At 69.4% G+C, this 23,364-nt stretch carries 21 protein-coding genes; 7 read left to right on the top strand and 14 right to left on the bottom strand.

The window, feature by feature from the left end:
• Positions 1 to 158: 158 nt before the first annotated feature.
• Together AC2YHT_RS12835 and bioB are read right to left on the bottom strand one after the other, a co-directional pair.
• Positions 159 to 2,912: a M16 family metallopeptidase gene (locus tag AC2YHT_RS12835; protein WP_487290181.1), complete on the bottom strand. Its 2,754-nt coding sequence runs from the start codon at positions 2,910 to 2,912 to the stop codon at positions 159 to 161.
• A 245-nt stretch (positions 2,913 to 3,157) separates the two neighbouring features.
• On the bottom strand, positions 3,158 to 4,186 hold the full coding sequence (bioB, locus tag AC2YHT_RS12830) for a biotin synthase BioB (RefSeq protein ID WP_487290180.1): 1,029 nt from the start codon (positions 4,184 to 4,186) through the stop codon (positions 3,158 to 3,160).
• 108 nt (positions 4,187 to 4,294) lie between these two features.
• Between bioB and AC2YHT_RS12825 the strand changes: the two genes are divergently transcribed.
• Complete coding sequence (locus tag AC2YHT_RS12825) at positions 4,295 to 5,788, top strand: CYTH and CHAD domain-containing protein (RefSeq protein WP_487290179.1); 1,494 nt, start codon at positions 4,295 to 4,297, stop codon at positions 5,786 to 5,788.
• A gap of 13 nt (positions 5,789 to 5,801) precedes the next feature.
• Here the strand turns inward: AC2YHT_RS12825 and AC2YHT_RS12820 are convergent, their stop codons facing one another.
• The gene (locus AC2YHT_RS12820; protein WP_487290178.1) at positions 5,802 to 6,518 is read right to left on the bottom strand and encodes a hypothetical protein; all 717 of its coding nucleotides are present in this window, start codon (positions 6,516 to 6,518) and stop codon (positions 5,802 to 5,804) included.
• Between the two features lie 98 nt (positions 6,519 to 6,616).
• On the bottom strand, positions 6,617 to 8,644 hold the full coding sequence (locus AC2YHT_RS12815) for an AsmA family protein (protein ID WP_487290177.1): 2,028 nt from the start codon (positions 8,642 to 8,644) through the stop codon (positions 6,617 to 6,619).
• A 442-nt stretch (positions 8,645 to 9,086) separates the two neighbouring features.
• Between AC2YHT_RS12815 and ahcY the strand changes: the two genes are divergently transcribed.
• Positions 9,087 to 10,478: an adenosylhomocysteinase gene (gene ahcY, locus AC2YHT_RS12810; RefSeq protein ID WP_487290176.1), complete on the top strand. Its 1,392-nt coding sequence runs from the start codon at positions 9,087 to 9,089 to the stop codon at positions 10,476 to 10,478.
• Positions 10,479 to 10,653: 175 nt separating this feature from the next.
• Positions 10,654 to 11,502, top strand: coding sequence for a PfkB family carbohydrate kinase (locus AC2YHT_RS12805; protein ID WP_110132999.1), 849 nt, complete (start codon positions 10,654 to 10,656; stop codon positions 11,500 to 11,502).
• Positions 11,503 to 11,693: 191 nt separating this feature from the next.
• On the opposite strand, the gene AC2YHT_RS12800 is transcribed toward AC2YHT_RS12805, so the two are convergent.
• A complete protein-coding gene (locus AC2YHT_RS12800; protein ID WP_487290175.1) occupies positions 11,694 to 12,605 on the bottom strand; it encodes a 2-hydroxyacid dehydrogenase in 912 nt (303 codons plus the stop codon).
• Between the two features lie 73 nt (positions 12,606 to 12,678).
• Between AC2YHT_RS12800 and AC2YHT_RS12795 the strand changes: the two genes are divergently transcribed.
• A complete protein-coding gene (locus tag AC2YHT_RS12795) occupies positions 12,679 to 13,818 on the top strand; it encodes a serine hydrolase domain-containing protein (RefSeq protein WP_487290174.1) in 1,140 nt (379 codons plus the stop codon).
• 125 nt (positions 13,819 to 13,943) lie between these two features.
• Here the strand turns inward: AC2YHT_RS12795 and AC2YHT_RS12790 are convergent, their stop codons facing one another.
• From AC2YHT_RS12790 to AC2YHT_RS12780, 3 genes are all read right to left on the bottom strand, one after another.
• Positions 13,944 to 14,273 carry a hypothetical protein gene (locus tag AC2YHT_RS12790; RefSeq protein WP_487290173.1) on the bottom strand — a complete coding sequence of 110 codons (330 nt, stop codon included), beginning with the start codon at positions 14,271 to 14,273 and terminating at the stop codon, positions 13,944 to 13,946.
• Positions 14,274 to 14,386: 113 nt separating this feature from the next.
• Positions 14,387 to 15,304: an EamA family transporter RarD gene (gene rarD, locus AC2YHT_RS12785; protein WP_487290172.1), complete on the bottom strand. Its 918-nt coding sequence runs from the start codon at positions 15,302 to 15,304 to the stop codon at positions 14,387 to 14,389.
• 138 nt (positions 15,305 to 15,442) lie between these two features.
• Positions 15,443 to 16,471, bottom strand: coding sequence for an aspartate-semialdehyde dehydrogenase (locus tag AC2YHT_RS12780; RefSeq protein ID WP_487290171.1), 1,029 nt, complete (start codon positions 16,469 to 16,471; stop codon positions 15,443 to 15,445).
• 401 nt (positions 16,472 to 16,872) lie between these two features.
• On the opposite strand from AC2YHT_RS12780, the gene AC2YHT_RS12775 reads away from it, so the two are divergent.
• Positions 16,873 to 18,123, top strand: a complete 1,251-nt coding sequence (locus AC2YHT_RS12775) for a UbiH/UbiF/VisC/COQ6 family ubiquinone biosynthesis hydroxylase (protein ID WP_487290220.1) — start codon at positions 16,873 to 16,875, stop codon at positions 18,121 to 18,123.
• A gap of 113 nt (positions 18,124 to 18,236) precedes the next feature.
• On the opposite strand, the gene AC2YHT_RS12770 is transcribed toward AC2YHT_RS12775, so the two are convergent.
• Complete coding sequence (locus AC2YHT_RS12770) at positions 18,237 to 18,443, bottom strand: Trm112 family protein (RefSeq protein ID WP_110119879.1); 207 nt, start codon at positions 18,441 to 18,443, stop codon at positions 18,237 to 18,239.
• A gap of 108 nt (positions 18,444 to 18,551) precedes the next feature.
• On the opposite strand from AC2YHT_RS12770, the gene AC2YHT_RS12765 reads away from it, so the two are divergent.
• Positions 18,552 to 18,938 carry a hypothetical protein gene (locus AC2YHT_RS12765; protein WP_487290170.1) on the top strand — a complete coding sequence of 129 codons (387 nt, stop codon included), beginning with the start codon at positions 18,552 to 18,554 and terminating at the stop codon, positions 18,936 to 18,938.
• An 82-nt stretch (positions 18,939 to 19,020) separates the two neighbouring features.
• Positions 19,021 to 19,392, top strand: coding sequence for an SCO4402 family protein (locus tag AC2YHT_RS12760; protein WP_487290169.1), 372 nt, complete (start codon positions 19,021 to 19,023; stop codon positions 19,390 to 19,392).
• A gap of 6 nt (positions 19,393 to 19,398) precedes the next feature.
• Here AC2YHT_RS12760 and AC2YHT_RS12755 read toward each other — a convergent pair whose 3' ends face one another.
• The 5 genes from AC2YHT_RS12755 to AC2YHT_RS12735 form a co-directional block, all read right to left on the bottom strand.
• On the bottom strand, positions 19,399 to 20,055 hold the full coding sequence (locus AC2YHT_RS12755; protein ID WP_487290168.1) for an LON peptidase substrate-binding domain-containing protein: 657 nt from the start codon (positions 20,053 to 20,055) through the stop codon (positions 19,399 to 19,401).
• A 50-nt stretch (positions 20,056 to 20,105) separates the two neighbouring features.
• Positions 20,106 to 21,017: a thioredoxin gene (gene trxA / locus AC2YHT_RS12750; protein WP_487290167.1), complete on the bottom strand. Its 912-nt coding sequence runs from the start codon at positions 21,015 to 21,017 to the stop codon at positions 20,106 to 20,108.
• Positions 21,018 to 21,091: 74 nt separating this feature from the next.
• Positions 21,092 to 21,484 (bottom strand): MAPEG family protein, encoded by a 393-nt coding sequence (locus AC2YHT_RS12745; protein ID WP_487290166.1) that lies wholly within the window; start codon positions 21,482 to 21,484, stop codon positions 21,092 to 21,094.
• Between the two features lie 60 nt (positions 21,485 to 21,544).
• Positions 21,545 to 22,711, bottom strand: coding sequence for a hypothetical protein (locus tag AC2YHT_RS12740; RefSeq protein ID WP_487290165.1), 1,167 nt, complete (start codon positions 22,709 to 22,711; stop codon positions 21,545 to 21,547).
• Between the two features lie 119 nt (positions 22,712 to 22,830).
• On the bottom strand, positions 22,831 to 23,352 hold the full coding sequence (locus AC2YHT_RS12735) for a prolyl-tRNA synthetase associated domain-containing protein (RefSeq protein ID WP_487290164.1): 522 nt from the start codon (positions 23,350 to 23,352) through the stop codon (positions 22,831 to 22,833).
• Between the last annotated feature and the right edge of the window lie 12 nt (positions 23,353 to 23,364).

Below are 23,364 nucleotides of genomic sequence, written 5' to 3'. Positions count from 1 at the left end.
GCGGATGAGGCGGATCGCTGGCGATCCGCTTGCGCCTCACATGCGAGCGGAACCAGGGTTTCCCGCCACGAGGGCGGGAATGACGGGAGAAAATAGGCGCAAAAGCAAAAGGGCGGCCCCGAGAGGCCGCCCTTCGCATGTTCGGCTCTTGCGAACCCTTACTTCACCGGCTTGCCGTCGGCGTCGATCACCTGGATGTCGAGCTTCAGGGCCTTGAGCTTGGGTTCGACGACGGCGCGGTCGCCGACGATCACCCAGACCAACTCGTCCGGCTTGATCGCCTTCTTCGCCGCCGCCGTGGCGCTGTCGATGGTCACCGCCCGCACGTCGGCCGGATAGTTGTCGAAATAGCTGTCGGGCAGGCCGTAATTGACCAGTTCGCCGATCGAGCCGGCCACGGCGTCGCCGGTCTCCCAGTTGCCGGGCATCGACAGGGTCAGGCTGTTCTGGGCCTTGGTCAGCTCGGCCGGGGTGATCGGGCGCGCGCCGATGATCTCGGTCAGCTCCTTGCGGGCCTCGACGAAGGACTCGGCGGTCTTGTCGGTCTGCACCGGCGCGCGGATCAGGAACAGGCGCGAGCCGCGGGCGTCGCGCACGCCCGACGAGGCCCCGTACGACCAGTGCTTGTCCTCGCGCAGGTTCATGTTCAGGCGCGAGACGAAGTCGCCGCCGAACACCGTGTTGAAGGTGTCCAGCGCGGCCTGCTCGGACGGATCGCGCGGCGGCAGCAGGTCGCCGGCGGCGATCACCGACTGCTGGGCCCCGGGCTTGTCGATCAGGTAGACGGCGGCCTTGGCGGGGGCGGCGACCACCGGCGGCTTGGACTTGGTCTGGGCGCCCTTCCAGCCGCCCAGCTGGGCTTCCAGCTTGGGCAGAAGTTCGGCCAGGGTGGTGTCGCCCACCACGACCAGGGTGGCGCCCTGCGGCTGCAGCCAGGTCTTCTGGAAGCGCACCAGGTCGTCGCGGGTGATCGAGGCGATCGAGGCCTCGGTCGTCAGCTGGCCGTAGGGCGAGCCGGCGCCATAGGTCAGGACCGGCAGGATGCGGCCCGACATCGCCTGCGGGTTCTGCTTGGCCTGCTGGATGGCGGCGATGTTCTGCTTCTTGAACCGGTCGAGGTCCTCGGGCTTGAAGGCCGGGTTCTGCAGCACGTCGGCATAGATCGCCAGGGCCGGGTCGAGGGTGGTGGTCAGGGTGTTCAGCGTCACCTGGGTGAAGTCCAGGCCGCTGCCCGAGCCGACGCCGGCGCCCAGCTGGGCCAGTTCGCGGCTGATGGTCAGGCCGTCGCGATGCGTCGTGCCTTCGGTCAGCATGCTGGTGGCCACGCCGGTCAGGCCGGCCTTGTCGCCGGCGCTGGCGGCGACGCCGGCGTCGAACACCATGTTCATGCGGATCTGCGGCGTCTCGTGGCGCTCGGCCAGGATCACCTTGACGCCGTTCGAGAGGGTGGCGCGCTCGAGCTTGACGAAGGCCGGGGCCTTGGTCGCGCCGACCTCGGGCATGGTCTTGCGATCGACGCCGGCGGTGGTGGTGTAGGTCGGGAACGGCGTCACCGTCAGGGTGAAGTCGCCGTCGGTCAGCCAGGTCTTGCCGGCCGCCTGCAGCTGGGCCGCCGTCGCCCCCCGAACGCGCTCAAGGCTCTCCTTGTAGGCGTCGGGCGATCCGAGGAAGACCTGGCTTTCGGCCAGGATGTCGGACTTGCCGCCGAAGCCGCCGATCCGTTCGACGCCGCGCACGAAGTTCGACAGGTGCAGGGTGCGGACCTTGGCCACCTCCTCGGGGGTGGGACCGTCGCGCAGCAGGCGCTGGAACTCCTCGTCGAAGGCCTTCTCGACGGCGGCCGGGTCGCCGCCCGGCTTGACCGTCAGGATGACGAGGAACTGGCTGCCGATCTCGCTGGTCGAGACGGTGGCGCCGACATTGGTGGCGATCTGGTCGGTGTAGACGAGGCGCTTGTAGAGGCGCGAGGTCTTGTCGGAGACCAGCACGTCGCTGAGCAGGTCCAGGTAGTCGATGTCGGCCGCGCCGTATTCCGGCACGTTCCAGACCTTGTAGATCCGGGCCTGGGGCACGCGGTCCTGCATGTCGGCGCGCTGGCTGCCGGTGCGCTTGGCCACCCAGGCCTTCTGGTGGGTTAGGGGCGGACCCGAGGGGATGTCGCCGAAGTACTTCTCGACCTTGGCTTTCGCCTCGGCCGGCGTGATGTCGCCGGCCAGCACGAGGGTGGCGTTGGCCGGGCCGTAGTAGTTCTTGAACCAGTCCTTGACGTCGTCCAGCGAGGCCGCGTCGAGGTCTTCCATCTCGCCGATGACCGTGTGGCCGTAGGGGTGGTCGGCGTCGTAGGTGCTGGCGGTGATCACGTCCCAGACCTGGCCGTAGGGCTGGTTCTGGCCCTGGCGCTTCTCGTTCTGGACGACCCCGCGCTGCTCGTCGAGGCGGGCCTTGTCGATGGCCCCGACGAGGTGGCCCATGCGGTCGCTTTCCAGCCACAGCACCTGGTCCAGGGCCGCGGTCGGCACGTTCTGGAAGTAGTTGGTGCGGTCGGTGTTGGTGGTGCCGTTCATGTCGGTGGCGCCAAGCTTCTCCAGCGCCTTGAACCAGTCGTCGTTGAAGTTCTCCGAGCCGTTGAACATCAGGTGCTCGAAGAGGTGGGCGAAGCCGGTGCGGCGCTTGGGCTCGTTCTTGGAGCCGACGTGGTACCAGACGTTCACGGCCACGATCGGGGCCTTGTGGTCCTCGTGGACGATCACCGTCAGGCCGTTGGGCAGCACGAACTTGCTGTAGGGGATGTCGACTTCGGGCAGCTGCGCCAGCTGGCCGGTGACCTTGGCCGCCGGCTTTGGCGCGGCTTGGGCCAGCACGGGATTGGCGAGGAGCAACGCCGCGACGGCGGCGGAGGCGAACAGCTTCATGAAAGGCCCCGAATAGGTTTCGCGCAAAAGCGAAGATGCCCCGCACCATAGGTTGCGGGGCCTCCGGGACAAGCGAACGGCGTGCGCCGCCGGATTAAATTTCGTCCAGAAATGCTCGAGCTTGGGGGCTCGCCCCCACCCGTAAAATCCCCGCGAAAGCGGGGACCCAGGTGTTTTATCGTCGAGCGTCAGGCCTCTCAGAAAAAGCCTGGGTCCCCGCTTTCGCGGGGATTTTACGGAGAGAGTTACTCCGCGGGAATTGCTTCCGGCGCCGCGACCTCGGCCTTCATCATGACCATCGGCTTGAGGTCGAGGTCGTGGAACAGGCGGCTGTCGTCGTCCATGTCCGGCAGCGGCGTGGTCAGCAGCTTGCCGCCGACGAAGATCGAGTTGGCGCCGGCCATGAAGCACAGGGCCTGCAGCTCGCGGTTCATGCCCTCGCGGCCGGCCGACAGGCGCACCATGGCCTTGGGGCAGACGAGGCGGGCGACGGCGATGGTGCGCACGAACTCGATGGAGTCGATGGCCTTTTCGCCCTCCGCCAGGATCTGGTCGCCCAGCGGGGTGCCGCTGATGGGGACCAGGCCGTTGATCGGCAGGCTGTCGGGATGCGAGGGCAGGGTGGCCAGCTGGTGCAGCAGGCCGGCGCGGTCGCGGCGGGTCTCGCCCATGCCGACGATGCCGCCGCAGCAGGTGCTCATGCCCGCGTCGCGCACATAGGCCAGGGTGTCGAGGCGCTCCTGGTAGGTGCGGGTCGTCACCACGTCCTTGTAGTAGTCCGGGCCGGTGTCGAGGTTGTGGTTGTAGTAGTCGAGGCCCGCGTCCTTCAGCTGCTTGGCCTGTTCGGCGGTCAGCATGCCCAGGGTCGCGCAGGTCTCCATGCCCAGCGCCTTCACCCCGCCGATCATCGCGGCGAGCTTGGGCAGGTCGCGGTCCTTCAGTTCGCGCCAGGCCGCGCCCATGCAGAAGCGCTGGGCGCCGCCGTCGCGGGCGGCCTTGGCCTTGGCGATGACCACGGCCGGCTCCATCAGCTTCTCGGCCTTGAGGCCGGTCTTGAAGTGGGCGCTCTGGCTGCAATAGCCGCAGTTCTCGGCGCAGCCGCCGGTCTTGACCGACAGCAGCTGCGACAGCTGCATCTCGGAGGGGTCGAACCAGGCGCGGTGAACGCGCGCGGCCTCGAACACCAGCTCCATGAACGGCAGGGCGAACAGGGCCTCGACCTCGGAAAGGGTCCAGTCGTGGCGGGGCTGTGCGGAGATGTTGATCGGCGTCATGGCGCGCAGGTTTGAACTTGGGCGATCCGAATGGCAAGACGGCCCGCGCATGCGCACCGATGTTGCGTTGCGGAAGCCAAACCTCGCCAGGCTGGTTATAGTCGTATGATGGACCGCGAAATCGAACTGAAGTTCCTGATCGCCCCGGAGGCTTCCGACGCGGTCCTGGCCCGTCTGGACGGTCGAGAGGCCGTGCGCCGGCTCGACGCCACCTATTACGACACCGCCGACCACGCCCTGCGCCGGGCGGGTTTCGGCCTGCGGGTGCGCGACGGCGACGGCGGCCGCAAGCAGACCCTGAAATCGGCCTCGGCCGGCGGGGTGTTCGCCCGCGGCGAATGGGAAGCCCCGGTCACAGGTCCCGGTCCCGACCGCGACCTGCTGGACCAGACCCCGGCCGGCCGCATCGTCAACGGCGACGTCCTCGCCCCCATCTTCGCCACCAAGGTCGAGCGCACCCTGCGTCTGGTTGAGCACGGCGGGGCGACCATCGAAGCGGCGCTGGATCGCGGCGAACTGCAGGCCGGAACCGACCGCGCCGCCGTCAGCGAGCTGGAGCTCGAACTGAAGACCGGCGCGCCGGCCGCTCTGTTCGCCCTGGCCCGCGACCTGATGGCCCACGCGCCCCTGCGCCTCTCCCTCGTCAGCAAGGCCGAGCGCGGCTACGCCCTGGCCCTGGGCGAGGCGCCGTCCGCCCGGCGCGAAGCGGCCGTGCTGCGGCCCGACATGACCGCCGCCGAGGCCTTCCAGGCCCTGGGCAACACCGCGCTGGGCCGCCTGTGCGTCGCCGCCGAGACCCTGGCCGACCTGCCCGGGCCCGAAGCGGTGCACGAACTGCGCGTCGCCGCCCGCCGGCTGCGAGCGCTGATCAAGCTCTTCCGGCCGCTGACCGGCAAGCTGGCCGCCACGCCGGCGCTCGAGGCGCTGAAGGCCCTGGCCGACGCCCTGGGCCCGGCCCGCGACCTCGACGTCTATATCGCCGGCGTCTGGCGTCCCGCCGTCTCGGCCGATCCACAGCCGGTCGAGGGCCTGGGCGCGCTGGGCAAGGCGCTGGTCGAGGCCCAGCAGGGCGCCTATGCCCGCGCGGTGGAGGCGGCCCAGCCGGAGCGCTTCGGTCCGCTGGCGCTCGACATCGCCGCCTGGCTGGAGACCGGCGACTGGCTGGAGGACCCCGAGCGCGCCGAGGCCCGCCGCGCGCCGGCCAAGGCCTTCGCGGCCAAGCAACTGAACAAGCTGGCCAAGGACGTGCTGAAGCGCGGCGAGGATTTCGACGCCCTCGACATCGAGGCCCGCCACGCCTTGCGCATCCGCGGCAAGGGCCTGCGTTACGCCATCGACGCCCTGGCCCCGCTGTTCCCCGACCATCCCAAGCGGCTGGAGCGGTGGTCAGCGGCGACCCGGCAGATGCAGGACGCGCTGGGCGGCCTCAACGACGCCAGCCTGGGCGCGGACCTGGCCCGCGCCGCCGCCCTGGCCGATGGCGATCCCGAAGCCGCCTACGCCGCCGGCCGGCTGTCGGCCGCGCCGGAAGGAACGGAGAGCCTGACCCGCGAAGCCAAGGCCGCGCTGGACGACCTGGCGGGCCTCAAGCCGTTCTGGTGACGGGCGTCGGCGGCTATTCCGTTCCCTTGGGCAGCACGGTCATCCGGTAGGGGATGTAGAGGGCCAGCTCCAGCGGCCCGGACTGGTACCAGGACACCGGCAGCTGCAGGCCTTCGACCGAGACGGCGTATTGCGGTCCGAAGGCGGCCGACGCGCGGCGGGCGTCTTCGGCCACCAGAGCGATGACCTCGCCGCGATGCTTTTGCGGCCCGATCAGGGTCAGGTCCCAGTCTTCGCTCGGCACGATCTCGGCGCGTCCCACGGCGGGGGTCTTGTCCGCGAAGGCCATGATGCGGCCGGTCGCGGCGTCGAAGGTGTCGGTCGGGCTGATGCGGGTCTTGATCACCAGCACGGCCTGGCTGGTGTCGGGACGGCTGTCGGGGCGGATCACGCTGTCCAGCATCGACTCGTCGAAGCGGCCGATAATTTCCTCGCCGAGGCCCAGCTCGACCCCGGCGGCGGGCGCGGCCTTGATCATGTTGCGCAGAGTGGCCTTCAGCTCGTTGCGCCGCTGGCTGAGGTCGCGCGTGTCGCAAAGCACCCGCACCACCGTGATCAGGTTGTCGGGGCGCTTCTTCAGCGAGACGTAGGGCGTCTTGATCGGGTCGTATTCGGTCAGCCGGGCGGCGGTGACGACGATTTCCGACACGTCTTCGTTCTGAGCCCGGGCCGGCGCGATCGCCAGACCCAGCGCGACGGCCGTCGCGAGCGCTGCAGTCCGGATCTTCATGTCAGGCTCCCCCCAAAGGATATTTGCTCCACTTTAGGCGGAGTTGGCGGGGGAGCAATCGCTGTCTGGTGCGTCCTGACGCGTCGCCTTGCGGCGTCCTACTCGCCCTTCTTCGATCCCTTCTTTGGCGCGGCTTGCGTCGTCTGGGTCGTGCGCACCGCCACGCCGTCGCCGCGGGCCTGCGCCACCAGCGAGGCGCAGTCGGCGTCCTTTTCCAGGCCTGGGGTCACAAACGGCAGGATGGCGGCCAGCGGGTTGATCAGCGAGCCCAGCGCCGCGGCGACGCCGCCCTGGGCGAAGGCCCCGCTGGTCTGCAGGCTTATGCGGGGCGCGCCCAGCGGACCCTTGATCTCGATCGGGATGAACAGCCGCACCAGGCGCGGCTTCTTGCTATCGCCCTCGATCTGCAGGTCCAGGCGCTCGGTCTCCAGGTTGATCGTGCCCTCGCCCTTGGCCAGGACCACGCCGGTGTCGGCGATGATCTTGTCGGCGCGCATCACCCCGTTCCTGACGTCGAAGCTGGCCACGGCGCAGCGCAGGCTGGTCTCCTTGGTGTCCTTCGACAGCAGCATCAGCAGGCCCTTGGAGGCGTTGACGCCCAGGAGCTCGGCGAAGGCTTGGCGCACCTGGCCCTTGGGGGCGACCAGGGTCACCGTGCCGTTCGATGAGGCCGCGGCGCGGTGCACCGAATTGCCGACGCCGCGCAGCTTGGCCCGGGCGACGATGCCGCCCTCGATGGCCGGCTTGCCGCCGCTCTTCAGCGGGATGAAGTCCTCCAGCTTGGCGTTGGTCAGGCGCAGGTCGAGGTCGGTGACCGGTACGTTGGGCCGCGCGTCCAGCCGCACCTTGCCCGCCAGATCGCCGCGCGAGAAGGTGAAGGCGATCGGGTCCATGGTCAGCACGCCCTTGTCGAGCGCCAGGTCCAGGCGAACCTTCTGCAGGGGCAGGTTGGGGGCGTTCACCGCCAGGGCGCGATAGGTGACCTTGGCGTCCATGGCCCGCACGCGGTCGGTCTGCAGGGTGGCGTCGGGCAGCAGGCGGCCGGTGGCCTCGCGCTGGCCGGCCTCGACCTTCTGGCCGGCCGAGGCGGTCTCTCCCCGGCCCGTGGCCGGCGCGGCGCCGACCAGGCTGCCCAGATCGTCGAAGTCCAGGCGCTTCGAACGCAGATCGGCCTCCAGATAGGGCCGCTCGCGATCGACCAGCACGAAGAGGTCGCCGCTGACGTCGCTGTCGCCGATCCGGCCGTTCAGCTTCTCGAAGTCGAACCGGCCGCCCTTGCGCACCAGGTGGCCGCTGATCCTGTAGGGCGGGGTGTTGGGCAGGGTCAGGCCGGTCAGGCCGTAGAGCCGGTTCAGGTCGCTGCCGGCTACCGTCAGGTCGCTTTCGAAGCGGCCCAGGTCGAACGGCTTGGTGATCGAGCCCTCGGCCGTGACCTGGGTCGAGCCGGCGCTGACCTTGGCGTCGAACGGGTAGGGGCGGCTCGGCGAGATGTTCAGCAGCGGGCCGCCGGTCACCCGCGCCAGGAACGGCGAGCGGTTGTACTGGCCCTTGCCCTCCAGCACGAAGCGGCCCTTGCCGTCGCCGTTGGCGTGTTCGTTCGAGCTGACCGTGCCGATGAACAAGACGTCGCGCGAGCGGTCCTCGACCCGCAGATTGCCCTCGTTGATCACGAAGTGCTGGATCGCCGGCAGCTTCAGCGGCTTGGCGCTCTTCTTGTTCGGGTCGCCGAAGGTCCAGTTGGCGCGGCCCGAGGCCTCGCGCAGCAGGCGCACGTCGGGCCGGTCCACGGCCACCAGCGGCAGGATGACGTCGCCCTTCAGCAGCGGCAGCAGCTTGATCTGCACCGCCACCCGGTCGACCCGGGCCATGTGTCCGGCTTGCGGACCGGTCTTGGGCGCCCAGTCGGGCTGGCCGACGAACAGGCCATAGGCCTCGGCCTTGGGCGAGAACGACCAGGGATGGACGCGCAGGTCGCCGTCGATCCGCACCTCGCGATGCAGCTGGGCCGAGGCGAAGCGGCCGACCGGGCCGCGCAGCATGTTCCAGTCGAACCAGACGACGAAGGCGATGATCGCCGCCAGGATCAGCAGCGCCGCGCCGATCCCCCAGCGCGCGGCGCGCGGCAAGGCGCGCCACGAGCGGCGCCGCGGCGTGGCGGTGGCCTCGGGCGGAGGCGGCGGTGGCGTAACGGAACCTTCCGGCATCCGCCTACAACGCGTGGGCGGCGCCGTTTCGTTCCAAGGCGAGCCGTTCGCCCCCGTTCAGGCGGCGAGTTTTAGTAGACGAGCTTCAGGCTGCCCACGATGACGGCGGCCGCCACGAAGGCGACGATGGCCACGATTTCATAGGCCTTGAAGAAAGGCCGGCTCGGCGAGCGCATGTTTGGTAGTCCCCCAGATCCCACTTTGACACTTGAGCCGCCTTCGCCCGCAAGCGTCACGCCAGTTCGCCCGAGACGGGTTTTCCTTCGCGCCCTGCGGACATAAGGAAATCTTTATGTGAATTTGCCACTGTCGGCCGTGCGCGCTATAAGGCGGGCAAGACAATCCCCCGATCCAGGAGCCGACCGTGGCCGACTACATCGTCAAGGACATCTCGCTCGCCGATTTCGGCCGCAAGGAACTCGCCATCGCCGAGACCGAAATGCCGGGCCTGATGGCCACCCGCGCCGAATATGGTCCGGCCCAGGTGCTGAAGGGCGCCCGCATCGCCGGCAGCCTGCACATGACCATCCAGACCGGCGTGCTGATCGAGACCCTGACGGCCCTGGGCGCCGAGGTCCGCTGGGCCTCGTGCAACATCTTCTCGACCCAGGACCACGCCGCGGCCGCCATCGCCGCCGCCGGCATCCCGGTCTTCGCCTTCAAGGGCGAGAACCTGGTCGAGTACTGGGAATACGCCCACAGGATCTTCGAGTGGCACGACGGCGGCTACCCGAACCTGATCCTCGACGACGGCGGCGACGCCACCCTGCTGTGCGTGCTGGGTCCGAAGGCCGAGAAGGATCCGTCGATCCTCAACAACCCGACCAACGAGGAAGAAGAAGCGCTCTACACCGTGATGAAGCGCTACCTAGCCGAAAAGCCGGGCTTCTACTCGGCCATCCGCGACGCCATCGGCGGCGTGTCTGAAGAGACCACCACGGGCGTGCACCGCCTGTACCAGATGGCCGCCAAGGGCGACCTGCCGTTCCCGGCCATCAACGTCAACGACAGCGTCACCAAGTCCAAGTTCGACAACCTGTACGGCTGCCGTGAATCGCTGGTCGACGCCATCCGTCGCGGCACCGACGTCATGCTGTCGGGCAAGGTCGCGGTGGTCTGCGGCTACGGCGACGTGGGCAAGGGCTCGGCCGCCTCGCTGCGCCAAGGCGGCGCCCGGGTGATCGTCACCGAGATCGACCCGATCTGCGCCCTGCAGGCGGCCATGGAAGGCTACGAGGTCCAGACCCTCGACGACGTCGCCGGCAAGGCCGACATCTACGTGACGGCGACCGGCAACAAGGACGTCATCACCGTCGACCACATGCGGCAGATGAAGAACAACGCCATCGTCTGCAACATCGGCCACTTCGACAGCGAAATTCAGATCGCCGGCCTGCGCAACTTCAAGTGGGACGAGATCAAGCCGCAGGTCCACCACGTGGAATTCCCGGACGGCAAGAAGATCATCGTGCTGTCGGAAGGCCGCCTGGTGAACCTGGGCAACGCCACCGGCCACCCCTCGTTCGTGATGTCGGCCTCGTTCACCAACCAGACCCTGGCCCAGATCGAGCTGTGGACCAACAAGACCGCGTACAAGAACGAGGTCTATACTCTGCCCAAGCACCTCGACGAAAAGGTCGCCTTCCTCCACCTGGAGAAGCTGGGGGCCAAGCTCTCGAAGCTGAACAAGGAACAGGCCGACTACATCGGCGTGCCGGAAGCCGGCCCGTTCAAGCCGGACCACTACCGCTACTAGGAGCGCGCTTGGTATCTTTGATCAGGAGCCTGCTAGCAGGCTCCGGGCGCTCGACGGAAAGCCCGCTCTTCGGAGCGGGCTTTTTTGTTGCGTATCGACCAGTGGACGAGCCGCCGCGGTTTTGCCTTCGTGACGCCCTGTTCAAGTTCCGCAGGCTCGGCTAACTGCTTTGCCCATGCCGCTCGCGCTCCTCATTTCCAGTCACGTCGCCGGCAGCCAGGTGGGCGCGACCGCCCAGGCCGCCGCCCTGACCCAGTTCCGCATCGACACCATGGTGGTCCCCACCGTGCTCTACGGCCGCCATCCCGGCTGGGGCGTGCCCGGCGGGGCGCCGGTGCCGATCGAGGTGGTCGAGGGCATGCTCGACGGGCTGGAGGCCAACGGCCTGTTCGGCCTGACCGACCTCGTCATCACCGGCTATTTCGCCAGCGCCGCCCAGGTGCGCGCCGCCGCCCGCGCCATCGACGCCGTGCGCGCCGCGCCGCGCGATGGGGCCGCCGCTCGCAAGCCGACCATCATCGTCGATCCGACCATGGGCGACGCTGGCAAGGGCCTCTACGTGCCCGGCGAGGTGGCCGACGCCATCGCCGCCGACCTGATCCCCCGCGCCGACATCGTCGCCCCCAACGCCTGGGAGCTGCAGCGCCTGACCGGCGCCGAGGTGCGCGATCCGGCCGGGGCCGTGCGCGCCGCCCGCCTGTTGAACAAGCCGGTGATCGTCTCGTCGGTGCAGCGCGGGAACGAGATCGGCGTGGTCTACGCCGACCGCAAGGAGGCCTGGCTCGCCGCCCACGCCAAGGCCGAGCGCTCGCCCAGCGGCACCGGCGACCTGCTGACCGCCCTGTTCGCCGCCTCGATCCTCGAAGGCCAGACCCTGTCCTACGGCCTGGCCCGCGCCGTCGGCGGCGTCGCCGAGACGGTGACCGCCGCCAACATCTGGAACGCCCCCGAACTGCCGATCGTGGCCATGGCCGCCCGCATCAAGCAGACCTCGCCGACCGTGCGGATCGAGCGGCTGGCTTAGGGGCGGCGCTCTTCGCGGCTCCCGCAAGCTTTCCCAATACTCCCGTCATTCCCGCCCTTGTGGCGGGAACCCCTCTGTCAGCCGCAAGGGCGGCAGGGGCAGATCGCTGGCGATCCGCTTGCATCTCACGTGTCAGCTGAACCAGGGGTTCCCGCCACAAGGGCGGGAATGACGGGAGGTGAGGGGACTGGTCACCCCCCGAAGTGTTTTTCCAAGTTCTCCAGCACCAGCGCCGCCATCGCCCGGCGGGCTTCCTCGGTCGCGCTGCCCCGGTGGGGCTGGAGCACGACGTTGTCCATGGTCAGCAGCGCCTGTGGCACGTTGGGTTCGTCCTCGAACACGTCCAGGCCCGCTCCGGCGATGGTTCCGTCCGCCAGCGCCGCGACCAGCGCCGCCTCGTCCACCACAGAGCCCCGCGCCACGTTGATCAGCAGGCCGTCAGGGCCCAGCGCCGCCAGCACGGCCGCGTCGACCAGCGGTCCGGCGTCGCCGGGCGTGACCAGGAACAGCACGTCGACCGCCTTGGCCAGCGCCAGCGGACTGGCGTGGTAGGCGTAAGGGACGCCCTCGACCGGCCGACGGCTGTGATAGGCGATGCTCGCCGCGAACGGCCTCGCCATGTCGGCGATCGCGCGGCCGATCTGGCCCAGGCCCAGGATCCCCACCGTGCGTCCGGTGGCGCGCCGCGCCAGGGGCAGGCGCTCGGCCCTGGGCCAGCGGCCTTCGCGCACATAGCGGTCGGCCGTGACCATGCGGCGTGACAGCGACAGCCACAGACCGATGGCCAGTTCGGCGACGTCCTCGGTGAGCACGCCGGGCGTCGTGGTCACGGCCACGCCCCGGGCGGCGGCGAGGTCGAGGTCCACCTTGTCGAGGCCGACGCCGTGCACGGCGACGATCTCGAGGGCCGTCAGGCGATCCCACAAGGCGTCCGGCACGCCCAGATCGCCGCCGGTGACGAGACCGCGCACCCTGGAGCCGACCTCCGTGATCAGCGCGTCCGGATCGGCGGCGCGATAGGGGCGGTGGACGACGTAAGCTGCCTCCAGCCCGGCTTCGAGCTGCGGCGACAGGGCCTTGAGCTGCAGGATCTCGGGCTTCATCGACGGGCTCCGTTACGCGGGGGGACTGTCCTTCGGATGACAAACCCGGGCGCGCCGGGCTAGAGCAAAAGCCATGAGCCTCGACATCACCGGCGTCTGCCCCGCCCCGTTCGCCCAGGTCTATGAGGCCTTCGAGGCCAATTTCGATCCGGCCTCGCCGGGCGGCGGCGAGCTCGGCGCGCGCTTTTCCCTGGCCATCGACGGCGAGATCGTCGTCGACCTGATGGCCGGCTTCGCCGATCGCAAGCGCCAGGTCGCCTTCGGCTCCGACACCCTGACGCCGCTGTTCTCGACCACCAAGGCCGTGGCCGCACTGCTGGTCGCGCGCCTCATCGACCAGGGCAAGCTCTCCTACGACCAGACCGTGGCCTCGGTCTGGCCGGAGTTCGCGCAGAACGGCAAGGAAGCGATCACCGTCGGCCAGGTGATGTCGCACCAGGACGGGCTGTCGGGCTTCCTCGACGAGGTCGATCCGGCCATCTGGTTCGACTGGGAGGCGACGACGGCGAAACTGGCCGCCATGGCCCCGCTGTGGCCGGTCGGCACGGCCAGCGGCTATCACCCGGTGACCTTCGGCTATACCGCCGGCGAGATCTTCCGTCGGGTCGACGGGCGGACCATGGGCACGGCGCTGCGCGAGGACCTGGCCGTTCCGCTGGGCCTGGATATCTGGATCGGCCTGCCTGACAGCGAGCACGAACGCTGCGCCGACCTGATGCGGCCGACCGCCTTCCCCAAGTTCGGCGAGATCAACGACGCCATCCGCGCCGCCTTCATGACCAAGTGGGCAGCCCCCGGCGGTCGCGGCACGGGCGAGTGGCGCCGCGCCGAGATCCCCTCGGCCAACGGCCACGCCACGGCGCCGGCCCTGGCCCGCCTGATGGGCGCTCTGGCCAGCGGCGGCACGCTGGACGGGGTCAAGGTGCTGTCGCAGGAAGCGATGGAGCTGGCCCGGGCCGAGCGCATCGCCGGCCAGGACCTCGTCCTGCCCTACGCGATCAGCTGGGGCGCGGGCTTCATGCGCAACACGCCCAACTTCTTCTACGGCCCGACGGCCGACGCCTTCGGCCACTCCGGCTGGGGCGGCTCGTGCGCCTTCGCCGATCCCAAGATGGGCGTCTCGGGCTCGTACGTGATGAACCGCCAGGGCAACGAACTGATCGGTGATCCGCGGGCGGTGAGTTTGATCAAGGCGGCGTACGCGAGCTTGTGATAGATCCACCGATCTTCCCCGCGAAGGCGGGGATCCAAGCGGCTCACCCGGACGGATCCGGAGCGAGCCGCTAGCTCGGCTTGGGCCCCCGCCTTCGCGGGGGATAAGCGGAGGAGGGGAGGGCCCTACAGCCCCAGCCGCCCCTTCAGCCGCTCGGCCACGGCGCCCAGGGTGATGGTCGCCAGCGCTTCCTGCACCTCCAGCGGCACGCCTTCGGGGGCGGCCTGCACCAGCTTGGCGGTGAAGTCGGTGATGGCGGTGATGTGCTGGGCCAGGTGGTCGACCGTGTGCAGCTCCTGCATCACGGCCAGGCGCGATTCCGCCGGCGTATTTTCGAGGATCTTGCCCAGGGCGCTGTCCAGGTGGCCGCAGGCCTCGGCGGCCAGCGACATCTCGACGGAAAGGGCCTCGAGCACGGCGGCGAGGTTGGGCGTGGCGCCAGCATCGGTAGTCATGGTTTCCCCCTGCGAAAGACTGCGGGCATACCTGCAATCGCGTCCGTTGCCGCCGACTTAAGCGCCGGCGGCCATGCGACAAATTGACCAACGTTTTGTCACGACTGAAGTTCTCAGGCCACAGCGGGCGCGGCCCTGAGCCTTTTCCAGGCGCCGTAGGCGAACACCGCCACCCCCAGCCAGATGAACACGAACGACAGCGCCCGCAGCGGCGTGAAGGCCTCGCCGAGGAAAACGCCAAGCAGGAACTGCAGGGTCGGGGCGATGAACTGCAGGAAGCCCAGCGCGCTCAGCGGCAGGCGGCGGGCCGACCAGGCGAACAGGGCCAGCGGGATCACCGTGGCCGGGCCGGCGACCAGCAGCAGGATCGCCGTGCCGGCGCCTTGGGTGAAGTGCCCCGCGCCGCTGGCCTGCAGATGCCAGACGTACAGCAGCCCCGGGATGGCCAGATAGGCGCACTCGATGAAGAGGCCGGTCTGGGCGTCGGCCTTCACCTGCTTTCGCACGATCCCATAGACGCAGAAGGTCAGGGCGAGGCCCAGAGACACCAGCGGCAGGTGGCCCAGGGCCACCGTCTGGATGGCCACGCCGACGGTGGCGAAGCCGATGGCGACCTTGCCCTCGGTGGTCATCCGCTCGCGGAACAGCAGGGCGCCGGCCGCCATGTTCATCAGCGGGTTGATGTAGTAGCCGAGGCTGGCCTCGATGACGTGGCCGGCGTTCACCGCCACCACGTAGATCGTCCAGTTGCCGAAGATGGCCAGGGTCGACAGGGCCAGCAGGGCCAGGGTCTTGGGCTGGCGCATCACCGCCGCCACCTGGCCGCTCTGCCGGGCCAGAAGCACCAGCCCGCCGGCCCACAGCACCGACCACAGCGTGCGGTGCGCGATCATCTCGAACGAGGTGACGCCCAGAGTGGCCAGGGTGTGGAAATAGAGGGGCAGGAAGCCCCACATCACATAGCAGCCGACGCCGGCCAGATAGGCCGAACGCGCGTCGCTCGAAGCGCTGCTGGTGGAACTTGGGGGCATGGACCGCACCTTTCGCGGAGGGATCTGACAGGGAGTCGTCCCGGCGTCCGCCCGCTTTTTGCGGAGAGGTGCGAAATTCGCCCGAAGGCGCTTCCCGTCGTCCCTCCGCTGGCGGAAGGACGACGGGGAGGTCGTTCTTTAGGCCGGCGTCTTCTGCTTGATCAGGCCCTTGTCGTGCAGCAGCTGGGCGATCTGCACCGCGTTCAGGGCCGCGCCCTTTCGCAGGTTGTCGGCCACGCACCACAGGGCGATGCCGTGCTCGACGGTCGGGTCCTTGCGGATGCGCGACACGTAGACCGGGAACTCGCCCTGGGCTTCCTTCGGCGTGATGTAACCGCCGTTCTCGCGCTTATCGACCACCACGATGCCTTCGGCGTCGCGCAGGATCTCGCGGGCGTCATCCTCGTCCAGCGGGCCGGTGAACTCGATGTTGATCGACTCCGAGTGACCCACCATCACCGGCACGCGTACGCAGGTGGCGACCAGCTGGATGGCCGGATCCAGGATCTTCTGGGTCTCGACGGTCATCTTCCACTCTTCCTTGGTGAAGCCGTCGTCCATGAAGACGTCGATGTGGGGGATGACGTTGAAGGCGATCTGCTTGGTGAACTTCTTCGGCTCGGGCGCGCCCAGGACGAAGACGCCCTTGGTCTGGTCCCACAGCTCGTCCATGCCTTCCTTGCCCGCGCCGGAAACCGACTGGTAGGTCGACACCACCACGCGCTTGATCGGCACCTCGTCGTGCAGCGGCTTCAGGGCCACCACCAGCTGGGCGGTCGAGCAGTTGGGGTTGGCGATGATGTTCTTGGGGATGGAGTTGACGGCGTCCGGGTTCACTTCCGGCACCACCAGCGGCACGTCCGGGTCCATCCGGAAGTGGCTGGAGTTGTCGATGACGATCGGACCGGCCGCGCCGATCTTCTCGCCCCAGGCGGCCGAGATCGACCCGCCGGCGCTCATCAGCACGATGTCGACCTTCGAGAAGTCGAACTGCTCCAGGTCCTCGCACTTGAGGATCTGGTTGCCGAACGAGACCTCGGTGCCGATGGATTTGCGCGAGGCGATGGCGTGCATCTTCTCCACGGGGAATTTCACTTCCTCGAGGATGTTGAACATCTCGCGGCCCACGTTGCCCGTGGCGCCGACCACGGCGACCCGGTAACCCATCGCAGTCTCCAATCTTTCAGCCCCGACAAGGGGAAATGCGCCGTCCCGTTACGCCTGGGAACGCCGGTAGGCAAGGGCAGGGTTTTTCAAACAGGGCGGCGTATGGCCGCGCTTGAGGGAATATTTTTGCGGAGAGGGCGGGGCCTGCCTGATTTCGGCTGAATGGCTTCTTTTATTCTCCCGTCTTTTATTCTCCCGTCATTCCCGCCCTTGTGGCGGGAACCCCTGGTTCCGCTTCGACGAGAGGCGCAAGCGGATCGCTGGCGATCCGCCCCTACTGCACCTGCGGCTGACAGAGGGGTTCCCGCCACAAGGGCGGGAATGACGGGAGGAGAGGTGGCGGGTGCGTGGACGCTTCGTCCAACTGGACAGCCCGCCCGCGCCGGGCGCATACCCACGCCATGCGCAAGCACGACGCCGACGTCATCATCGCCGGGGCCGGCATGGCCGGAACCACCCTGGCGCTCGCCCTCGCCTCGGCCGGGGTCAAGCCGCTGCTGGTCGATCCGCAGCCCTTCGACGCCCAGCTGGCCCCGACCTTCGACGGCCGCTCTTCAGCGATCGCCTATTCGTCGTTCCGCCAGTGGCGGGCGATCGGCGCCGGCGAGGCCCTGGCGCCCCACGCCCAGCGCATCGAGCAGATCCTGGTCACCGACGGCAAGGCGCCCGGCGCGGCTTCCGGAAAGCCGTCGCCCTTCTTCCTGCGCTTCGACAGCGGCGAGATCGCCGACCGCTCGGAAGGCGAGCCCCTGGGCTACCTGATCGAGAACCGCCAGATCCGCGCGGCCCTGTCGAAGACGGCGCTCGACAAGGGCCTGACGGTCATCGCGCCCGCCGGCGCGGCCGGCCTGGAGGTCGACGCCGCCGAAGCCCGAGTGACGCTCACCGACGGCCGGGTGCTGACCGCGCCGCTGGCGGTCAGCGCCGAGGGCCGCGGCTCGGCCCTGCGCAAAGCGGCCGGCATCGGCGACATCGGCTGGGGCTATGGCCAGAGCGGCGTCGTCGCCACGGTGAAGATGCAGCACCCGCACGAGGGCGTGGCGCACGAATACTTCCTGCCCAGCGGCCCGTTCGCCATCCTGCCGCTGACCGACAACCGCGCCAGCCTGGTCTGGACCGAGAGCACCGCGCGCGGCGAAGCCTTGCGGGGCGCCTCGCCCGAAGCCTTCCACGCCCACCTGATGCGCCGGTTCGGCGACTTCCTGGGGCAGGTCGAGATGGCCGGGCCGGTGTTTGTCTATCCGCTGTCGCTGTCGCTGGCCGAGCGGATCACCGCGCCGCGCCTGGCCTTGATCGGCGACGCCGCCCACGGGGTGCACCCGATCGCGGGGCAGGGCTTGAACCTTGGTCTCAAGGACGCCGCGGCCCTGGCCGAGGTGGTGGTCGAGGCGATCCGCAATGGCGAGGACATCGGCGCCGAGGCGACGCTGGAGCGCTACGCCCGCTGGCGCAGGTTCGACAACGTCACCAACGCCCTGGCCTTCGACGGCTTTGTGCGGCTGTTCTCGAACGACAATCCGCTGCTGCGCGTCGCGCGCGGGATCGGCATGGCGGCGGTCAACCGCATCGCCCCGGCGCGCCGGTTCTTCATGCACGAGGCCGGCGGCGGCGTGGGCGACCTGCCGAAGCTGCTGCGAGGCACCGCGCTTTAGGAAGCCCCCTCAGTCGGCTTTGCCGACAGCTCCCCCAGAGGGGGAGCATCTGCGCGGCGTAATCCTCCCCCTCTGGGGGAGGTGGCCCGAAGGGCCGGAGGGGGTAGCGCCGCCTACTCCCCGTCCGCCAGGCTGCGGGCTTCTTCCGGCAGCATGATCGGCACGCCGTCGCGGATCGGATAGGCCAGCTTGGCCGTATGGCTGACGAGTTCGCCGCGGGCGCGGTCGTAGAACAGCGGGGCGCGGGTCACCGGGCAGACCAGCACCTCCAGCAGGCGCGGATCGACATCGACGGGCGGGAGCGGAGGAGCGGCGGTCATGGCGCTGTTCTAGAGCCGGCCGGCGAAATGGGAAAGCCCCGCCGCCGGAACCTCCGGCGCAAGGTCGCGGTTGTCGCAGAAGCGATAACAACGATCTTGGATGCAGACATGACCGTCACCGAACGGATCTTCCTGAGCACCGCCGTGGCCGCCAGCGTCATGACCCTCGCCGCCTGCGGCTCCATGGGCGGCGGCTATTCCCCGCGCCTGGCGACCAACGCCGCCGACGAGAAGGCCTTCGCCAGCACCTTCGCCTCGTGCCGCGACGAGGTGCGGGGCGGCAAGACCACCGGCTTCAAGGTGCACCCGGCCAGCGCCACCGCCCGCGATCTGCCGCCCGGCCCCACCGGCCTGGTGCTCAAGGTCCCCTACGACAAGGCCAAGGGCAGCAAGAGCCAGCGCGCCGCCCTCGACGAGCGGCACAAGGCGGCCATGGGCCAGTGCCTGTCCGAAAACGGCTACCAGGTGGCCGCCTGGGACGCCGTTAAGCCTTAAGCGGTCGGTTCCGGTCGGACGGGACGTGGACGGAGCGCCCCAGCCTTGCCCGTGCAGATTTGCCGGCTAGGCTGGAGCGACCATGCAGGATCGCTCTCGACGCCTCGCCGATCTCCGCCAGCCCCAGGCGCGCGCTGAACTGCTCGCCTATCTGGAAGAGCTCGCGGCGCCCGATCCACGCGCGATCTGGATCGACGAGACCCGTCGTGGACTGGTTTCCGGCATAGATCAGGTCATCCACTTCTTCTTCGACGACCACGATCTCGATCATCGTGCGCTGGGCGACGTGCTGATCGACGAGCGCGAAGTCGCGGCCGTGAAGCCGGTGCTCTGCGCGCTGGACCATCTCGTGCAGCGGCTGCCGGACGGCGGCGACGACGAGTATGCCGGTCACGCGGCGTGGCCGGCGGTCAGAAACGCCGCCCACGAGGCGTTGGAGCGGCTACGGGCCTGACGCCGCCTACTGCAGCGACGGCGGTTCGTCGTCGTCCTGGGCGGCGTCGATTTCCAGCAGGGTGACCAGGGTGCTGCGGCGGTCGGCCAGGGTGCGGGCCTCCAGCAGGGCCTGCTTCTCCAGCGGATCGAACGGCAGGGCCATGGCCAGGCTGTTGATCAGGGCGTCCGAGGGCGCGGCGTGGGCCTCGCCCCAGTCGATGGCCAGGCCGCGGTGGTCGAGATAGCGGCGCAGGGCGTTCAGCAGCGGCGCGCCGTCGCCGGCGGGCTCCTGCTGGTCCTCGTGCAGGTCGAGGTCATAGGGCGCGAAGTCGGCCCGCACCTGGCGGTAGGGCGTGCGCACCGGCAGCTCCTCGCCGACCCGGAACCGCGCCACCCCGGTCAGGGTGATCAGGTAGCGCCCGTCGCTGGTCTCGGCGAAACTGGTCACGCGGCCCGCGCAGCCGACCGGCGCCAGAGACGGCCTCTGCACGTCGCTCCCGGCCCGGGTCTGCACCATGCCGATGATCCGCTCGCCCGACATGGCGTCGTCCAGCATGTTGAGATAGCGCGGCTCGAAGATGTTGAGCGGCAGCTGGCCGCCCGGCAGCAGCAAGGCGCCGTCCAGCGGGAACACGGGTATCACCAGCGGCAGGTCGAGGGTCTTCCGGTATACGCCCGGCATGGCGGCCTCCTTGACTGGATAGTGTGAACGCGCGGCCCCGCCAGGGTTTCCTAGCTGAACAGGATCGCCGACAGACGCTTGCGGCCCTGCTTGGCGATTTCCGAGGTCGGCCCGGCCGCCTCGAACACCGTCAGCAGCTGCTTGCGGGCGGCTTCGTCGTTCCAGGCGCGGTCGCGCTGGATGATGGTCAGCAGGTGGTCGCTGGCCTGGTCCAGGCGGCCGGCGCCGGCCAGGGCCTTGGCCAGCTCGAAGCGGGCCTCGTGGTCGTCGGCGTCGGCGGCCAGGCGCTTTTCGAAGGCGGCCGTCTCGGACGGGGCGGCCTCGGCCAGCTTCAGGGCGGCGCGCACGCTTTCCAGGTCCGGATCCTTGGCGGTCTCGGGCGCCATGGCGGCGATCTCGGCCGCGCGCTCCAGGTCGCCGCCGGCCAGGTAGACGCGGGCCAGACCGCCCAGCGCCTTGATGTTGTCGGGCTCCATCTGCAGCACCTGGGCGAAGGCCTGGGCCGCGCCGCCCAGGTCCTCGACGTCCAGGCTCTCCTTGGCCATCGACAGCAGCTCGTCCACCGCGCCGGCGGCCGGCGGGCCCGAGATGCGCTCGACGAACTGCTGGATCTGGCTTTCGGGCAGGGCGCCCTGGAAGCCGTCCACCGGCTGGCCGTCGACGAAGGCGTAGACCGTGGGGATCGACTGCACGCGCAGCTGGCCGGCGAAGCCCGGGTTGGCGTCGACGTCGATCTTGACCAGCTTCACCGCGCCCTTGGCGGCGTTGACCACCTTTTCCAGGGCCGGGGTCAGCTGGCGGCAGGGACCGCACCAGGTCGCCCAGAAGTCGACGATCACCGGCTGGGTCTTCGAGGCCTCGATGACGTCGGCCATGAAGGTGGCGTCGGTCCCGTCCTTGATGTGCTCGCTCTTGCCGCCGCCGGCCTGGATGGGGGCGGGCTTTTCACCGATCAGGGACATGGGTCTTCTCTCACGCGCGGTCGCTCAGCGCCGCAAGATGGTCCTTGCCGGGCCGCTTCGCAATCTTCGCCGCGTCACGAGCGGATCATTGCTGTGAGGACCCCGGCCCCGGCGCCCGCCAGGGCCAGCCAGGTCAGGGTGATGCCGATGGCCCGCGGCGGGATCTTCGCCCCCGTCAGCATGCCGATCGCGTGGATCAGCCGGCCGAGGACAAGAGCAACGGCGCTGGCCAGCACTAGGAGCGTCGGCGCGCCCTCCAGCTCGGCCAGGCCAATGGCGATCAGGCCGATCGGGACATATTCGATGTAGTTGCCGTGGGCGCGGATGCGGGCGGTCAGCACCGGGTCGTCGCCCTTGCCGAGCGTGATCTGCGACTTCAGCCGATAGGTCGCCACCGGCACGCTGAGGGCCACCAGCCCCGCGACGCTCGCCACGCACAAAGCAGAAGTGATCGGCAACCAGGTCATGGCCCCTCCCTCGGGTTTGTTTTGCGGGAAGGATGCGGCCTGTGGTTGTGCCGCGCAAGCCTAGACCTGGCCGCCCTCGGCCGCCGGCCGCAGTCCGAACCAGCCGCCGTCGGCGTCGAACAGCACCGCGTAGCGGCGCAGCACGTGGCGGCCGGTGTTCACGAAGGCCGTGGCCATCGGCGAGTTCACCAGCACCTGGCTGGGGGCCGCGTCGTCGGGCCGGCCCACCGTGAAGGCGAAGGTCGTGGCCGGCGCGGTCGGCACGGTCACGGTCACCGTCTCGCCGGCCGCCAGCACCTTAGCCTGGGCCTTGTCGTTGTGGTTGGTCTGCGTGACCGTCCGCAGGGCGCTTGGATCGGCCACGCCCAGATACATGGTCGGGATGCCGGTATCGATCAGCAGCGCGCCCGGCTGGGCGGGCAGGCGTCCGGCCGCGACCCGCATCGGCGCCTGCGGCCAGTCCAGCGGCCCGCCCGCGCCTGGCGGACCCAGCTTGGCGAACCGGAAGCCGGCGGCCAGGGCCGGGGTCAGGCCCGCGTGCACGCCGTCGCGCGTCACCACATAGCCCCGGCGAAAGGTCGCCGGCGCGATCGGCCGGCCGTCGATGGCGACGACGTTCAGCAGCGGGTTCTTGTCGGGCGTGCCCTGCGACTGGCCGTTGCCCTCGCGCCCGAAGCCGACGCCCATATAGGCGATGCCCTTGGGCAGATCGATCCGGGCCTTGGGCGCGGCGCAGGTCCCCGGCGCGGCCTTCACGTCGTAGCCTGGGCAGTTCAGCTCGGTCTCGACCACCAGCACCGGAACCTGCGACCGGGCGACCTCGACGCCGGCCCCATCGAGGAAGGCGACGCTGGTCGGAACCCAGTGACCGATCCACAGCCGCTTGCTGCTGCTCAGGAACTCCCAGCCGGGCTTGTATCCCACCGTCTTGGCGGCGCTGTAGCCGGGCAGGTCCGCCGCCGAGATCACCAGGCCTGTCGAGCCGGTGTCCATCACCACCGGCGGCGGCCTGAAGGCGCCCAGCGGCCCGTCGAGGCGCAGGGCCACGGTCGGCGCCGTCGTGAACGGCGCCTGCCCGGCCGGCCAGGGCGCGAACGGAATGAACCGGGCCTGGTCGAAGGCTTTCAGGTCGGGTCCCGAGGCGGGCTGCGATTGGGCGCAGGCCTGGGTCGTCAGCGCCGCGCAGGCCAGGACCGCGGTCAGGGCGGGTCGGAAAGCCAGATGCATGGAGAGCCTCCTCGAGGGTGGAGTTCGCGCGCCTCCATGCAACTTAAAATGTAGAAAAGCCGTCCGGTTTCAAGCTGAGCTGGAAAAAGGCGGCCGACCCTGTCCTAGCCGACCCCGTCCTAGCCGACCCCGTCCTGGCCAATGACGGCCATGGCCTCGAAGTCGACGATCATCGGCTCAATCCCCAGGGCGGCGAGGAACCTGCGGAAGCCGGCCTGGCTGACGGCGGTGGTGGCGTCGTTCTTCAGCGGGTGGAAGTTCACCGGATCGGCTTGGCCCAGCGCCTTGTCGAGCACGAAGCGGATGCGCCGCTCGCCGTCGTTGATCAGGCCAAAGGCGGTGACCGAGCCCGGCGTCACCCCCAGGGTCTCGACCATCATCGCCTCGGGGCCGAACGACAGCCGGCCCGAGCCGATCACGTGGTGCAGCTTCTTGAGGTCGATCACCGTCTCGCCCAGCGCCGAGATCAGCCACAGCTGGCCCTTGGCGTCCTTGAGGAACAGGTTCTTGGTGTGGCCGCCCGGCAGGGCCTTCTTGATCTCCAGCCCCTCCTCGACGCGGAACACCGGCGGGTGGTCGAGGGTGGAATGGTCGACGCCGTGGGCGTCGAAGAAGGCGATGAGGTCGGCGCGGGTCTTCATGGCCCCTGTAAA

This window comes from Caulobacter sp. SRI_008 (assembly GCF_057586355.1).
Note: the sequence above shows the minus strand (reverse complement) of the source record. Positions and strands in the feature narration are given on the sequence as shown.